This is a genomic window from Enterocloster citroniae, assembly GCF_040545455.1.
GTDB lineage: Bacteria > Bacillota > Clostridia > Lachnospirales > Lachnospiraceae > Enterocloster > Enterocloster citroniae.
The window spans coordinates 210,949-224,007 of the sequence record NZ_JBEPLZ010000004.1 but is presented as its reverse complement, the minus strand read 5'-3'; the positions used below and the strand labels follow the sequence as shown (position 1 = coordinate 224,007).

Sequence of the window (13,059 nt, the reverse complement as noted above, 5' to 3'; positions counted from 1 at the left end):
CACCTCAAACTATTCGCGAAAGTCTAGTTTAACGAATAGTTGGAAGGATACGAACATATGTTCTTATTATCTATCTTATCTATATCTATAATTAAATCCATTTGATTACAATTGAATCAATGTTTTGTAAACAATCCGGTCACTGCTTTCTGGTGGCTTGGTTGTAATATAAATAAGGAGGTTTTTGTATGGAACTTTTAAACTCTGTGAGGAAGTATGGCGCATTGCCGGTTGCTTCCGGTCTGGTGTCTGTGGGCCTTGCAGTTCCTGCCTTTGCGGCTGAGGTTACTCCGGCTTCTCCGACTGACTGGTCAGCGGTTATTTCCGCTCTTACGGCTCAGATTTCAATTAGTACCATCATGGGCGCACTTGCTACATTTGTGGCGGCTGGTATTGGTATTGTGTTTACCTGGTGGGGTGTCCGTAAAGGTATCCGTTCCCTTATGTCTGCATTTCGTAAGGGTCGTATGTCTATCTAATGTCCCCAGGGGCCTTTCCTTCTATGGTCAGGCCCCCTTTTTTTGAAAGGAACTATGTATGGAATTGAATCTTTTGGACGGTAGTCTTAATCCTGTAAATGTAGCCCGTGTGGTTAAGCATAATCATGACTTTTTCAAAACGCATCCGGGTTATTTTCGGCCTGAGGGGCTTCTAGTTTTTTGTGGGGAACAAGGGTCAGGTAAAACTCTTTCAGCCGTTCAGTATGTCAGGCGGTTATGTGAGGAATATCCCAGGGCTATCCTGTGCACGAATGTTCAGATTAGTGGCCTCTCTCCTGCTACTGAGGTGATTGAATATGATGGTCTGGAATGTCTTAAAAATCTGGAAAACGGTTACTATGGTGTTATATATTTGATTGATGAAATCCATCTGGAATTTAATAGTCTGGAATCAAAGAATATAGATATTGAGGTCATGATAGAGGTAAGCCAGCAACGGAAACAAAGGAAACATATCATAGGCACGTCACAGGTATATGGCAGACTTGCGAAACCGTTTCGGGAGCAGATTAGGAATGTGGTGCTCTGTTCCAACTTCTGCCGGCTGTTGCAGATTAATACTCTGATTGATGGGGCAAAGTCCACGGAAAAGGATGGGAAGCTTATCACGGAATCGGTCAAGCGGTTCTTTTGGTTCCACAGGCCCGAATTGTATGACAGCTATGATACATATGCAAAAATGAGACGTTACAAAAAGGAATGGCAGGGAAGGAGGTTATCCTGATGGTACAGGAAGCAATTAATCTGTTTGCGGATGTGGTTTCGGCGTCTATCCCTTATGCGGTGGTGTTCGCTTTAGGTCAGCGTTTGGTAACTATGTTCTTGGGAATGGCCTTTAAGGGTCATGTGGAAATATGATGAGGTGGAAACATGTTATATTATATACTGTGGTTCTTTCTGCTTTTGGGAGTATGGACGTTTTTGCGGATGACTATACGCTTACTGCGGAAAATCAGACGGTTAATACGGAACGCTCTGAGGGTTCGATTCCTAATGTAAATGGCTGGCTATCTTCTATTTCAGATGATGATATAGATTTTGACCAATATCAAGAAATCATGTCTATCATGTATCCTGAATTGAATGAGGAGGAAGATTTATCAGATGATGATTGGGATGTTGCTTCTCCATCAGTTGCAACAAAATCAAGTGCGGATAAGACTGTCAAGAATATCCTTACATTTAACAGTGTGGCCCCTGCATCTGTGTATCCGTCCCCTGATGATGGCACCATATCCACTACATATTTGCAGTATTTTAAGGATATGTTGGTGAAGCTTCCATACGATACACAATACGTATTTTTTAGGGTGGATGATTATGAATACCGTATGGTATATGGTGATGCAATTAATCTTTCTGGTAATGTATTTAGTGGGGATGATTTAAAATACATCCGCTACTATCGTACTAATAACTATAATGTTTGGAAGCTGGAATCTGGTAATGAGGGAAGCTTTAAACTGACAACAAATGGTTATCTGGTATATAGCAATGTCGGTGATTTATACCCGTCAATGAATGGGGGTGTTTATACATATGCGGTTTATGCGTGTCTGTTTGTGCTGGTGCTTACTCTTTTGTTTAACCTTGTCCATGCCTTTTTCTTCGTGGGCAGATACCGCATCTAGAAGTGATGCTGTCAGGGTTGCTTCATCAAGTAGTGCAATGATGAAAGATGAATATATGGAATCTGATGCATTTGACGACCTGAATGCCCCTATGCTCTTGTCGTCTGGTGATGGTCTTGTATATGGTACGGATTATGTGTACCGTGTCCGGTATCGTAATTCTGCTGGTACATTAAAGTGGGTGAATGCTGTATATACAGGTGGGTTTTATAGATTTAGTCCTCCTGCATCTGGTTATTATCCTGATTTATTGTATGCGCAAGTGTATAAGTCTGGTTTACCTAAAACAAGTGCTACTTATGGTGTTACGGCAACATTCTTACAGGGTAATATGGATTTTGGTGAATATGTAACTTCTGGCTTTTGTGAGGTGTATGAATCTGCACAAAATGTAACGGAATCAAATTTTGCGACAACTGGGTTGTCATATACCAATACAGGGGAATCTTATGTTGTTAAAGGTAATGTAAAATTAACTCGTACTTCTATCCGTGTTAATATTGGTTTAGCCTTAAAAAAAGGTGTTAACACAACGTTTGATATATCGGATTTATCTTTTGATTTCTATTTTAAAAACAATGCTGACATTCCTGTGTCTGGTAATACTGGCTATGATTCTTCGGACGTTGTTGCGGATAACACGGCACAGATGGTTGAAAAACAGGATACAATCATTGACCAGATAGTCAACGTGACACAGACTATATCAAGCCAGCTTACGGCCTTTTGGAATCAGCTTGCCGGGGAATTTACAAACCTATATAACAAAATGAATACTCAGCATACCGAACAATTGGAAGCTGACCGGACGAACACAGATGATATTATAACTGCTGATGACGCTAATACGGATAAGGTAACAGGCGCAATAGAAAAGCATGGTAATTTTATCATTGAGGGGTTGAAATCGTTATTCATCCCCTCAGATGATTATTTTAAAACCTGGTTTGATGGCATGTATCAATTTTTTAATGACAGGCTTGGGTTTCTTATGCTCCCGGTTGATTTATTGGTACGTATGGCTGATATGTATGCATCTGCCGGGACTGCATCCGCTGGTATTCCTTTCCCGGAATTTAAGTGGGTGGATGGTACTGTCATTATACCAGGTCAGATAGTCCAGTTTGATTTTTTAAATACGGATTGGGGTAAGGGCATACAGGATAAGCTGTACTTTGTAGGCAATTTAATCATGATAGGTGCTCTCCTCTCCTTAATGCATAGAAAATTTGAGGAGGTGCTAAGAAATTGATTTTACAGGCTGTTTTTGACCTTGTATCTACTCTCCTACAGTTGGTCTTTGGCTGGATTAATCTGCCAGATTTACCAGACGCGGTTATGTCTGTGATTGATGAATTATTTTCCTGTTTACAGGGGGCCGTTGGCATCATGGGGGTATTTATAGATATGTCCATGGTAAAGATACTTCTGCCTGTCCTGCTGATTGTCGTCAACTTTGAACATGTGTGGAAGTTTACTATGTTCATACTTCGTAAGATACCGTTTTTAGGGATTGAGTAATTGAGTGTGAGCATCCGGATCCCCAGGCTTTGCCGGGGTCCGGGGCTGTCTAGTCTTTTTTGTTTAGGCTTCTGTATATGGCCTTTATGATGATTATAAGTATACCAATTACACATACGTGTGCCGTATATTTCCACATTAGTGTTGCGTAAATAATCCGCAAAAAAATCGTCAAAATATACCCCCCCCCCTGCAACTGTATGGAATTGCTGGGGAAGGAATTTTATTTTCTTGTAGTCATGTCCTTTGTTATCAAGTCATTTACATAGGCGTTAAGTGATTTATATCCTAGTTTTTTCCAGTGGGCTTCTATCACGGCTTTCTGGCCTTTGGGAACATTAAATATACATCGGTCGTAATTTTCTTTTGCGTATTGATTATCATACTTTTGTTTGTTGAAATCTCCCATTTTGGTTTCCTCTTATACACTGTGTCACAAGTGCACAAAAAATTAATATACACTTTGTCACAAGTGCCAATATACACTATGTCACAAGTGTGCTATATTATAGTTACAAAGTTAATAAGTCCCATAGCAACAAGAACATACAATGTAGTAGTGAGAATGGGACTTTCATCAAAATAAGTATAACAAATGAATTAACGTTTTGAAAGGGGAAAATGATGACAAAGAAAGAGAAAGCAATTTTTGACAAAATGTATGATGAAGCAATGGATAATTATATGACTTATGTGATGCAGGGTATGAATGCGCCTGATGATGTATTGGGGATTGCATGTGCTTTTAACAGATTAAAAAAAGTGTTATTTTTAGACGAAACAGATATTGAGTAAGGGGCCTAGCCCCTTCCCCTTTAAAGCTACTGCCCTATTGGATAACGGTCACAAGTCCGTATAAAAGCTGAGTGAAGGTTACATAGAGTTTGGGTTTGGATAGACCCGCCAAAATATCTGTTTTACATGTTTAAGCGGTTTGTTTGTCAATGGCTATTGAGAAATTGACGGTTGTATTTAGGCAGAGATACTGCCCTTCCAGGTTGATGGAAACGCCCTGGACGGTACGTTGAAAATAGAATATTGAAAGGAAGGTTTATTATGAAAGTTAAAGTATTAGGTATTCAGTCTGTTGATTATGTAAGCCGTAAAACTGGTAATCCGGTAAAGGGGGTAACGCTTCATTCCTCTTTCAAGGATGCCCAGGTAGAAGGGGAATCTGTTTCTTCTATCTTTGTTAGTGATAACCTGAATATTAAGGCTGTTGCTGATATTCGTCCGGGTACAATGGTTGACGTTGAATATAATAACCGTGGCTATGTGTGTGATTTGGCTATCTGTAAGCAGTAATTGGTTTTTTGCATTTCTCCTTTAGCTGGTTGTTCTATCCTGGTTCAGCCAGCCCCTTTTTGCGGACAATATCCGCATTTCCTTGTTCACTCTAAGTGCCAGGCCAGCCAGCGGTTTTGATTCGTCATTACGTGGTTTATCTACGTTGTGTTATCCCTGGCTAGGGATGGCTTGTAAAACCCCCGTAGGGTAATACGGGGGTACTAAATACAGTGGGGGTTGAAATGGAAGGAAACTTAATAACCCTGGATAACGGGTTGATTGTATCTGTTGATTGGCTGTCGTTTACGGTCACGTCAACGGCTGATGTGGTGGATGTGCTGGATATGTTCGGTTACGTGATGGATGATTTCACACGGATGCCGAAAGGTGCACGCGGTTATAAAACAATGTTTAGGCTTAACGGCTACTCGCTTAGTGTACTCTGTGATGGCAATTCAGACATGGGGATACATGTAGATGTGGCTGGCTCTGCCATAGGCGAGTTTGTTCGCAGCTTTTCGGAAACGTTGAAAGTAAATACCCCGTTTGGTGAAGGGTATGATATAGATTTTGATAGTACGTTTATGGTGGCTCTCCTGGAACGTATACGGGACAATGGTCATGTTACTAGGATTGATGTAGCAATAGATGATATCGGCTGTAATTACTTTACCACAGATGATGTGTGTGGTCTGTATGGGAATGCCCAGATTGTTTCAAAATTCCGCAACATGCGCAACGTGGTTGAATCTGAGGTTTCAGGTAGGAAAACAGGCCATACAGTGTACTTCGGTAGTCGTACTAGTGACATATTTCTGAGGGTATACGATAAGCAGTTGGAACGTAATCGAAAGCTGTCCGTTTCTGGTACTCATATCGATAATTCCTGGGTACGCTGGGAGCTTGAGTTAAAGAATGACCGGGCGGTTAGCGTATCTAAAATGCTTACGTCTGGAATCCCTCTAGGCGCGGTTGCTGTTGGTGTCCTTGGACATTACATGCGGATGGTTGAACTTGATGATATTAATCGTTCACGCTGTACTACATATCCTGTTTGGGCAGATTTTATGGATGGAATATCTTCCCTTAAAATAACCGTCCCCAAATATGAAAAGACCATGGACGAAAAAAAGACTTGGATAAAAAGACAAGTTATGCCCACTCTCGCTGCTGTCATCCTGTCTGATGGTGGAAGTCTTGAGTTTGTGGAAGATAACTTGGAGAATGGTTTAAATCGTATGAATAAATCATTATATAAAATGGCAATGGGTGAATTGGGTAGTTGATATAGATTACAACTATCTCGTTAAACTACTGTTTCGCAAATAGTTGCAGACATGTGTGCTCCTACGGGAAAATGAATGTCGCACACATTGCAACTACCACTGCAATTCGTTTTCGCGAAACATTGAACCGTTTAACGAATAGTTGAAAGGAATAATGCCGCAATGTCGCATAAACGCAACGATATCCCGATAACATCTTAAATTACAGTCATTTCAGCCGAATCGCCATATGTACAATAATAAATAGTCTCTTCCCCTAACACTTGCTCATACAGCATCCGAAACACAATCCTGCCAGGTATCCATTGGAACTTGGCCAGGTATCGCTGAGTATTTCCTTTTATATATTATATCCATTATAATTATATCCAGGAGCATCTTCAATATCTCCTGGTTTCTGATCGATTCCTTATTGTACAAGCTTTATGCTTTTTATATAAGGTTTTTGTGTATAGAAATAATTATATTTTCAAATATGTTAAATAATTAACAAATCAATGTAGTTATATGGCCGGCTGCAATTTCTCTTTTACTCTCATAGGAACCAAATCGTAATTGAATCAAGGGCATAATTGATAAAATCCATAATATACCCTATCACAATTAATCAAACTCCTTCTCTTCCGCCCTTCATTCATGATTGTTGACAATTTCATACAACAGTTTACATAAAATATTTATGTAAACTAAACCGCGAAAAATCAATCCATTCTCCTCTCCTGCCCTCAACAAACCAACATTTAATATTATATTCTAAATAATAATTGACAATCAATGATTTATAAGGCTAGAATATAAAACAGACCAGTAATGTCAGATAATCGTTCCTGGTGAAAGGAGGTTCTTATAATATGAGTAATTTATCCTATCATGAACAGATAGACAGGGAAAATATATTAAAGCTTCGCCATTTGATTAAGGACTTACCGCCCTTTTGCGGGGATTTTTTCCGGGGGATCGAGCCAAGGACTTCATCCAGGACACGTATCGCATATGCCTATGACCTGCATGTTTTTTTTGATTTCCTCCACAAGGAAAATCCCGTTCTTGCCAAAAAAGAGATCATGGATATTACCCTTGAACATTTAGATCAGCTTTCCGTGACGGATTTTGAAGAGTATATGGAATACCTTAAGTATCGATTTAATGAAAAAAACCAGGAGGTTATGAATAAAGAAAGGGGAATCATGCGTAAAATCTCCTCTTTGAAAAGCTTCTATAATTATTATTACCGAAATGAGCGGATTAAAAATAATCCGGCCGCCCTGGTGCAGCTTCCCAAACTTCATGAAAAAGAGATCATCCGCCTTGATGTGGATGAGGTTGCTCTTCTTTTGGATGAGGTGGAACAGGGGGCTAAGCTCACAGACAAGCAGAAAAGTTACCACCTGAAGACAAAAGTAAGGGATCTGGCATTATTGACTCTTTTGCTGGGAACCGGTATCCGCGTGTCCGAATGTGTGGGGCTCAATATTTCTGATATTGATTTTAAAAACGGCGGTATCCGTATTTACAGGAAAGGCGGGAAAGAGGTTACTGTATATTTCGGCACAGAGGTGGAGGATGCACTGCTGGATTATCTGGAGGAACGGGACCGCATTATTCCGGAAGCGGGGCACGAGGATGCTCTCTTCCTCTCCCTCCAGCGTAAACGGATGGCTGTGAGGAGTGTGGAAAATTTGGTAAAGAAATACGCCAGGACCGTGTCACCTTTAAAACCCATAACCCCTCATAAGCTGCGCAGTACTTATGGAACAAATCTGTACCGTGAGACCGGTGATATCTATCTGGTGGCAGATGTGCTTGGACATTCGGATGTAAATACGACCAAGCGCCATTACGCTGCTCTGGAGGATGAACGCAGACGCAGCGCCCGCAATAAAGTAAGGCTTCGGGAAAAGTAGGAATTGTCCTAATAAAACAATTACTTTTTTGGAAAGGCCAACAGTGTAAATGTAATTGCAGTTTTATTTTACCGCAAAAAGGGGATTCTCAAATCACAAGTGTGAAATGAAAATCCCTTTTTTTAAATGAAAATCCCCTTTTTTAGCAGCAGGCAGCCACAAAACCTATTCCTGTACAATCTTAAAGTAAGTCCTTGCTGTCAACCGGTAAACAAACAGGTATACTGCCCCGAACACAAGCACGGAGCCGACCGTAAATGCAGCAAACAACCGTGTATTATACATGCTGAAGATGGACAGCAGGCTGCACATGGCGGGAAATGCTACGATAATATGGATAACCGCCATACCCAGGGGAAGAAAAAATACCATCATGACCTGCCTTGTGATGGTGTTCTTCACCTCAGCAGTGCTCATGCCCACTTTTTCCATGATCTGAAACCGCTCCCTGTCATCGTAGCCTTCTGTTATCTGTTTATAGTAGATGATCATTACCGTGGCGGTAAGGAACAGCGCAATAAAGAATATGCCCACAAACAGGATGCTTCCGTACAGCTGGTAGAACTCTGTCCGTATCTGGTCCCTTGCAATTCCTCTGGTGATGCCTGGAATCCTGTCCTTAAACTCCGCCTGGAATCCGGCCTGTCCCTGGGCCGGCCCCTTCAGGTCAAAAAAACAGTGATAGCTGACCTGGATGCGGTTTCCGTCCTCCTCTCCCAGAATCCCGCGGCTTGAACGGGCAAGATCCTGTAAGTCGGCAAACTCCGGCAGTATCAAAAGCACCAGATCTCTGGGAGTTGCAAAACCCGGCAGCTGAGTTATATCAAATTCCTCCAAACGCCCGGCAATCCGGTAACCCAGGCCGCAGAGATCCACCGAATCTCCAAGGGTCACGGCAGGCGCGTAGTACATTGCCTCACCGGGAGCCAGGATCGCATTTCCGTCATTGTTCCGGTTATAATCCGAAAGGGTCAGGACGTAAACCATAAGCGTGCCCGGATCATAGCCGCGGACTGCCCTGATCCGGTTCCCATTGTAGTCTGCATTAAAGGAAAGCTGATAGAAATCCATCATGTTTTCAAGTTCACAGTTATGTTCAAGGGCCAGGCTGCGGGCCGCTGACCGGATGGCTTCCGGTACCTGTTGGGGCTGATGGGCGTTTTCATGATCCAAAACGCCGGAAGGCAAAGATTCAGCGTTCTCTGCCCCTGCATACAGGGAGATTTCCCTGGGATACTGGTTCCTTAATATATCCTCCTCCCCAACATATAAGCTTGCGCAGGTGGAAAGGGTAATGAGTACTGCGGCGGACAGGATACAGATGCCGGAAAGGCCTGCCGCATTCTGCTTCATGCGGTAGATCATACCGGATACAGCCACAAAGTTTTCCGGTTTGTAGTAAAAATCCTTCTTTTTGCGCAGGGTTTTCAGGATTGCCACACTGCCCGCCTGGAACAGGCAATAGGTCCCGGCCATGACCAGTATGACGGAGGGAAAAAAGAAATGGAGCGCACCGGAAGCAGTCCGGGTGTGGATGGCGATCCCATACCCTGCCGCCAGGGCTGCTGTGCCGGAAGCTGCCATAAACCATCTGGTTTTTGGCTCCCGCTCTCCCGTTTCGCTGCTTTTTAAAAGTTGGATGGGATTTGCCCTGGACACGCTGATCAGATCATACACCAAGACAATGGAAAATGCAGTCCCATAGATCAGGCAGGTCCTGCCCACCGACTGGAATGGGATGGTAAACATCAGTTTTCCGGGCAGTTCCACCAGCTTTAGCAAAAGCAGGAACATGGCCTGGGAGAACAAGGCGCCTATTATGATACCTGACAAAAGACTGGCGGTCAATCCGATCAGCACTTCCCAGAACAGAACAAAGCCAAGGTGCTTTTTCTCCATGCCGAGGACGCAGAACAGGCCGAATTCTTTTTTTCTTCGTTTCATCACAAAGCTGTTGATATAAAACAGGATCAGGAAAACAAATAACATACAGATATTTCCACAGATTTCAACAATCACCTGCATAATATCCTTGCCGGCCATCTGACTTTTTTCCACCATGACCCCCACGGAATCCAGAACATATAAAAGCCCGGCCAGCAGGCCGCCAGCCAGCAGGTAGGGTCTGTAGATACTTGCGTTTTTTTTCATATTGGTGAGGGCCAGCCTTGGATAGAAAAGGAAGTTATGCACGCTGTTCATCACGTTCCTCCCCTCTTTTGCGGGTGGCCAGAACCGTTAATGTGTCGGATATCTTCTGGTACATTTCCTCATTGGTGCAGGTTTCGCGGTAGAGCTGATGGAAGATGATCCCATCTTTGATAAAGAGTACACGGCCAGCATGGCTGGCTGCCCTGGTGCTGTGGGTTACCATGAATACGGTTTGTCCGGAACGGTTCACTGCCTTAAAAATGCGCAGGAGTCCGTCTGCTGCCCGGGAGTCCAGGGCTCCGGTGGGCTCATCTGCCAGAAGCAGCCGCGGCTTTGTGATCAAAGCGCGGGCCACTGCCGCCCTCTGCTTCTGTCCGCCGGATACCTCGTAAGGGAATTTTTCCAAAAGGTCCTCAATTTCAAGCTGCTTTGCAAGAGGCGCAAGGCGTTCCTCCATTTCATGGTAATCCTTTCTTGCCAGAACCATGGGAAGGAAAATATTATCCTTGATTGAAAACGTGTCCAGCAGGTTAAAATCCTGGAACACAAATCCCAGGTTATCCCGGCGGTAAGCGGCCATACGGCTGTCCGGGATCTTTGACATATCCTTTCCATCCAGCATGATGCTGCCTGAAGTGGGTTTATCCAGGGCTGCCAGAATATTTAACAGGGTGGTCTTTCCGGAACCGGATTCTCCCATGATGGCCACGTATTCCCCGCGGTCCACGGAAAACTCAATATCTGCCAGGGCCACTGCCTTCACACCGCCGAAATGGGCGGTATATACTTTCTTTAAGTGTCTGACTTCCAAAAGAGACATAGTTACCTCCAATCTTTCCTGTATCTGTATTGTGTCTCCTATTATAGAAAGCATGGAAAAAAGCTGCCATAGAAGCAGCTTACATTTTTCCCTTTGAACCTTACATTTTTGAAAGGCTTCCGGATAAGCCGAGATATACCCGCGTCCCCTCTCCTTCCCGGGAATCGATGCGGATGGTCTGTCCAAGCATTTCCATGGCCTGGCGGCAGAGGAACAGGCCAATGCCTGTTGAACGTTTTTCCTGCCGTCCGTTATATCCGGTATACCCCCATTCAAACACTCTGGGGATGTCTTCCCTGCGTATACCTATGCCATTGTCCTCGATCACCAGTTCAGACCCGGCCCAATCGCCGGAGGCAGCCATATGCTCAGATCCGGTTACATAGATGCGTATGTCCCCCTGCCGGGTGTATTTTATGGCATTGCACAGAATCTGTTCCAGGACAAACAGGAACCATTTTTCGTCAGTGAGCACGGCTCCCTTTAACGGCTCCAGATGGACCGCGGTCTTGTTATAGATGAAAATGGGGGCGCATTGCCGGACTGCTTTTTTGACCAGGGAATCCAGGCTGTATTCCTTTAATACCAGGTCACGGCCGGCCTGGTCCAGACGCTGGTACTGCAGCGCCATATCCACATACTGTTCAGCCTTCAGCAGCTCCTGCTCCATTGCCTGGCGGTCCACCTGATCCTCCTGAAGCAGCAGATTCATGGCGGAGACCGGTGTTTTGATCTGGTGGGACCATAGAGTATAATATCGGCTGTTCTTTTGCTTTTCTTCCCTGCTCCTCTCCTTTTCCTCCTTGCAGCGCTGCTGCCAGAGACGGACCAGATGGATCCATTGTTCATCTTTTCCACCGGCAGGGACTCCTGTTTGTTCAAGGCCCCCTTTATTTTTGTCCCCTTCATTTTTCTTCTCTTCATTCCTGCCATCTTCATCTTTGGCAGGCAGCGGAGGCAGAAATAGTCCATTCTCCGCCTGAAGCGTCAGCTCCCGGATCCTGCGGCAGGTTCGCAGATCGGTTAAGAAATCCAGGATCGTGCAGGTGAGTACACAGGCTGAACTGAGCAGGAGGATATATGTCATGGATTGCCACGGAAGGTCCTGCAGCCACCAGATTACAGTGACTAGAAGGAGAAGGATCATTGGAAAACGAAAGGGTGTGCGTTCTTTACAATACGAAAAAAAGAGGGAGATCATGACCTTACCTCCTCTTGCCCCATAGCTGCCTCGTTGCAGATTCCTGCTTCAGACAGAAGATACCCAAGTCCCTTTTTTGTCTCAATCAGTCCCTTTAACCCGATGCTTTCCAGTTTTTTGCGAAGACGCGTCATATTAACGGTAAGGGTATTATCATCGATAAAATGTTCGCTCTCCCACAAATACCGGATGATGCTGTCCCGGGATACCACCCGGCCTTTCTGCTCCATCAGACATTTCATGATCCGCAGTTCATTCTTGGTCAGATCCAGTTTTCCACTGCCTGAGGCCAGGGATCCGTCTCCTATGTTAAGGACAGCAGCACCCGCTCTCAGTACGGTCTTTTGTTCATTAAATGTATAGGTCCTGCGCAGCAGCGCCTGTATTTTCGCCAAAACCACTTCCAGCTTAAAGGGCTTGGCCAGGAAATCATCCGCCCCCAGATTTACTGCCATCACCAGGTTCATATCATCCGAGGCAGAGGATATGAAAATGATAGGCACCTGGCTTAGTCTGCGGATCTGGCCGCACCAGTAGTAGCCGTCAAAAAAGGGAAGCGAAATATCGAGCAGGACCAGATCCGGCGCTGTCTGTTCAAACTGTTCCAGGACGCGGCTGAAGTCAGTGACTGCCGCCACCTGGTAATTCCACTTTTCCAGTGTGCGTTTCAGAACATTGGTTATGGTGTTGTCATCTTCTACGATCAATATATGATACATGCTTCCTCCAAACATGGGTGTGTACTCCGGCAAGATCAG

General features: G+C 44.1%; 15 protein-coding genes. 10 read left to right on the top strand and 5 right to left on the bottom strand.

The genetic code is table 11. The features are described from left to right. Positions 1-188: 188 nt before the first annotated feature. From ABID13_RS06955 to ABID13_RS06930, 6 genes are all read left to right on the top strand, one after another. Positions 189-479: a hypothetical protein gene (locus ABID13_RS06955; RefSeq protein WP_048930486.1), complete on the top strand. Its 291-nt coding sequence runs from the start codon at positions 189-191 to the stop codon at positions 477-479. Between the two features lie 58 nt (positions 480-537). Next, positions 538-1,224, top strand: a complete 687-nt coding sequence (locus tag ABID13_RS06950) for a P-loop NTPase family protein (protein WP_048930485.1) — start codon at positions 538-540, stop codon at positions 1,222-1,224. Next, complete coding sequence (locus tag ABID13_RS06945; protein ID WP_270279528.1) at positions 1,224-1,358, top strand: hypothetical protein; 135 nt, start codon at positions 1,224-1,226, stop codon at positions 1,356-1,358. Before ABID13_RS06950 ends, ABID13_RS06945 begins: the two co-directional genes overlap by 1 nt. Before the next feature lie 53 nt (positions 1,359-1,411). Continuing rightward, positions 1,412-2,131 (top strand): hypothetical protein, encoded by a 720-nt coding sequence (locus ABID13_RS06940; protein WP_156200139.1) that lies wholly within the window; start codon positions 1,412-1,414, stop codon positions 2,129-2,131. A gap of 55 nt (positions 2,132-2,186) precedes the next feature. Continuing rightward, entirely contained in the window at positions 2,187-3,383 is a 1,197-nt protein-coding gene (locus tag ABID13_RS06935) for a hypothetical protein (protein WP_156200137.1), read from the top strand. Positions 3,384-3,520: 137 nt separating this feature from the next. After that, on the top strand, positions 3,521-3,652 hold the full coding sequence (locus tag ABID13_RS06930; RefSeq protein ID WP_270279530.1) for a hypothetical protein: 132 nt from the start codon (positions 3,521-3,523) through the stop codon (positions 3,650-3,652). A 223-nt stretch (positions 3,653-3,875) separates the two neighbouring features. On the opposite strand, the gene ABID13_RS06925 is transcribed toward ABID13_RS06930, so the two are convergent. Further along, positions 3,876-4,061 (bottom strand): hypothetical protein, encoded by a 186-nt coding sequence (locus ABID13_RS06925; RefSeq protein ID WP_048930481.1) that lies wholly within the window; start codon positions 4,059-4,061, stop codon positions 3,876-3,878. 215 nt (positions 4,062-4,276) lie between these two features. Here ABID13_RS06925 and ABID13_RS06920 point away from each other — a divergent pair, with 215 nt between their 5' ends. The 4 genes from ABID13_RS06920 (at position 4,277) to ABID13_RS06905 (ending at position 8,129) form a co-directional block, all read left to right on the top strand. Further along, entirely contained in the window at positions 4,277-4,447 is a 171-nt protein-coding gene (locus ABID13_RS06920; RefSeq protein ID WP_156200135.1) for a hypothetical protein, read from the top strand. A gap of 261 nt (positions 4,448-4,708) precedes the next feature. Continuing rightward, complete coding sequence (locus tag ABID13_RS06915) at positions 4,709-4,957, top strand: hypothetical protein (RefSeq protein ID WP_048930480.1); 249 nt, start codon at positions 4,709-4,711, stop codon at positions 4,955-4,957. A 224-nt stretch (positions 4,958-5,181) separates the two neighbouring features. Beyond that, positions 5,182-6,225: a replication initiation factor domain-containing protein gene (locus ABID13_RS06910; protein ID WP_048930479.1), complete on the top strand. Its 1,044-nt coding sequence runs from the start codon at positions 5,182-5,184 to the stop codon at positions 6,223-6,225. An 851-nt stretch (positions 6,226-7,076) separates the two neighbouring features. Next, complete coding sequence (locus ABID13_RS06905; protein ID WP_048930478.1) at positions 7,077-8,129, top strand: tyrosine-type recombinase/integrase; 1,053 nt, start codon at positions 7,077-7,079, stop codon at positions 8,127-8,129. A 165-nt stretch (positions 8,130-8,294) separates the two neighbouring features. Here the strand turns inward: ABID13_RS06905 and ABID13_RS06900 are convergent, their stop codons facing one another. From ABID13_RS06900 to ABID13_RS06885, 4 genes are all read right to left on the bottom strand, one after another. Continuing rightward, complete coding sequence (locus ABID13_RS06900; protein ID WP_045092175.1) at positions 8,295-10,331, bottom strand: FtsX-like permease family protein; 2,037 nt, start codon at positions 10,329-10,331, stop codon at positions 8,295-8,297. Further along, positions 10,315-11,100, bottom strand: a complete 786-nt coding sequence (locus ABID13_RS06895; RefSeq protein WP_048930477.1) for an ABC transporter ATP-binding protein — start codon at positions 11,098-11,100, stop codon at positions 10,315-10,317. Before ABID13_RS06895 ends, ABID13_RS06900 begins: the two co-directional genes overlap by 17 nt. Positions 11,101-11,200: 100 nt before the next feature. Next, complete coding sequence (locus ABID13_RS06890; RefSeq protein ID WP_227161334.1) at positions 11,201-12,187, bottom strand: ATP-binding protein; 987 nt, start codon at positions 12,185-12,187, stop codon at positions 11,201-11,203. Positions 12,188-12,297: 110 nt separating this feature from the next. Next, on the bottom strand, positions 12,298-13,020 hold the full coding sequence (locus ABID13_RS06885; protein ID WP_048930545.1) for a response regulator transcription factor: 723 nt from the start codon (positions 13,018-13,020) through the stop codon (positions 12,298-12,300). Positions 13,021-13,059: the final 39 nt, after the last annotated feature.

Bases quoted from the DNA above. Each gene is read 5' to 3' on its own strand.
- ABID13_RS06955 (WP_048930486.1), top strand. From the start codon at position 189: ATGGAACTTTTAAACTCTGTGAGGAAGTATGGCGCATTGCCGGTTGCT.
- ABID13_RS06950 (WP_048930485.1), top strand. From the start codon at position 538: ATGGAATTGAATCTTTTGGACGGTAGTCTTAATCCTGTAAATGTAGCC.
- ABID13_RS06945 (WP_270279528.1), top strand. From the start codon at position 1,224: ATGGTACAGGAAGCAATTAATCTGTTTGCGGATGTGGTTTCGGCGTCT.
- ABID13_RS06940 (WP_156200139.1), top strand. From the start codon at position 1,412: ATGGACGTTTTTGCGGATGACTATACGCTTACTGCGGAAAATCAGACG.
- ABID13_RS06935 (WP_156200137.1), top strand. From the start codon at position 2,187: ATGGAATCTGATGCATTTGACGACCTGAATGCCCCTATGCTCTTGTCG.
- ABID13_RS06930 (WP_270279530.1), top strand. From the start codon at position 3,521: ATGGGGGTATTTATAGATATGTCCATGGTAAAGATACTTCTGCCTGTC.
- ABID13_RS06925 (WP_048930481.1), bottom strand. From the start codon at position 4,061: ATGGGAGATTTCAACAAACAAAAGTATGATAATCAATACGCAAAAGAA.
- ABID13_RS06920 (WP_156200135.1), top strand. From the start codon at position 4,277: ATGACAAAGAAAGAGAAAGCAATTTTTGACAAAATGTATGATGAAGCA.
- ABID13_RS06915 (WP_048930480.1), top strand. From the start codon at position 4,709: ATGAAAGTTAAAGTATTAGGTATTCAGTCTGTTGATTATGTAAGCCGT.
- ABID13_RS06910 (WP_048930479.1), top strand. From the start codon at position 5,182: ATGGAAGGAAACTTAATAACCCTGGATAACGGGTTGATTGTATCTGTT.
- ABID13_RS06905 (WP_048930478.1), top strand. From the start codon at position 7,077: ATGAGTAATTTATCCTATCATGAACAGATAGACAGGGAAAATATATTA.
- ABID13_RS06900 (WP_045092175.1), bottom strand. From the start codon at position 10,331: ATGAACAGCGTGCATAACTTCCTTTTCTATCCAAGGCTGGCCCTCACC.
- ABID13_RS06895 (WP_048930477.1), bottom strand. From the start codon at position 11,100: ATGTCTCTTTTGGAAGTCAGACACTTAAAGAAAGTATATACCGCCCAT.
- ABID13_RS06890 (WP_227161334.1), bottom strand. From the start codon at position 12,187: ATGACATATATCCTCCTGCTCAGTTCAGCCTGTGTACTCACCTGCACG.
- ABID13_RS06885 (WP_048930545.1), bottom strand. From the start codon at position 13,020: ATGTATCATATATTGATCGTAGAAGATGACAACACCATAACCAATGTT.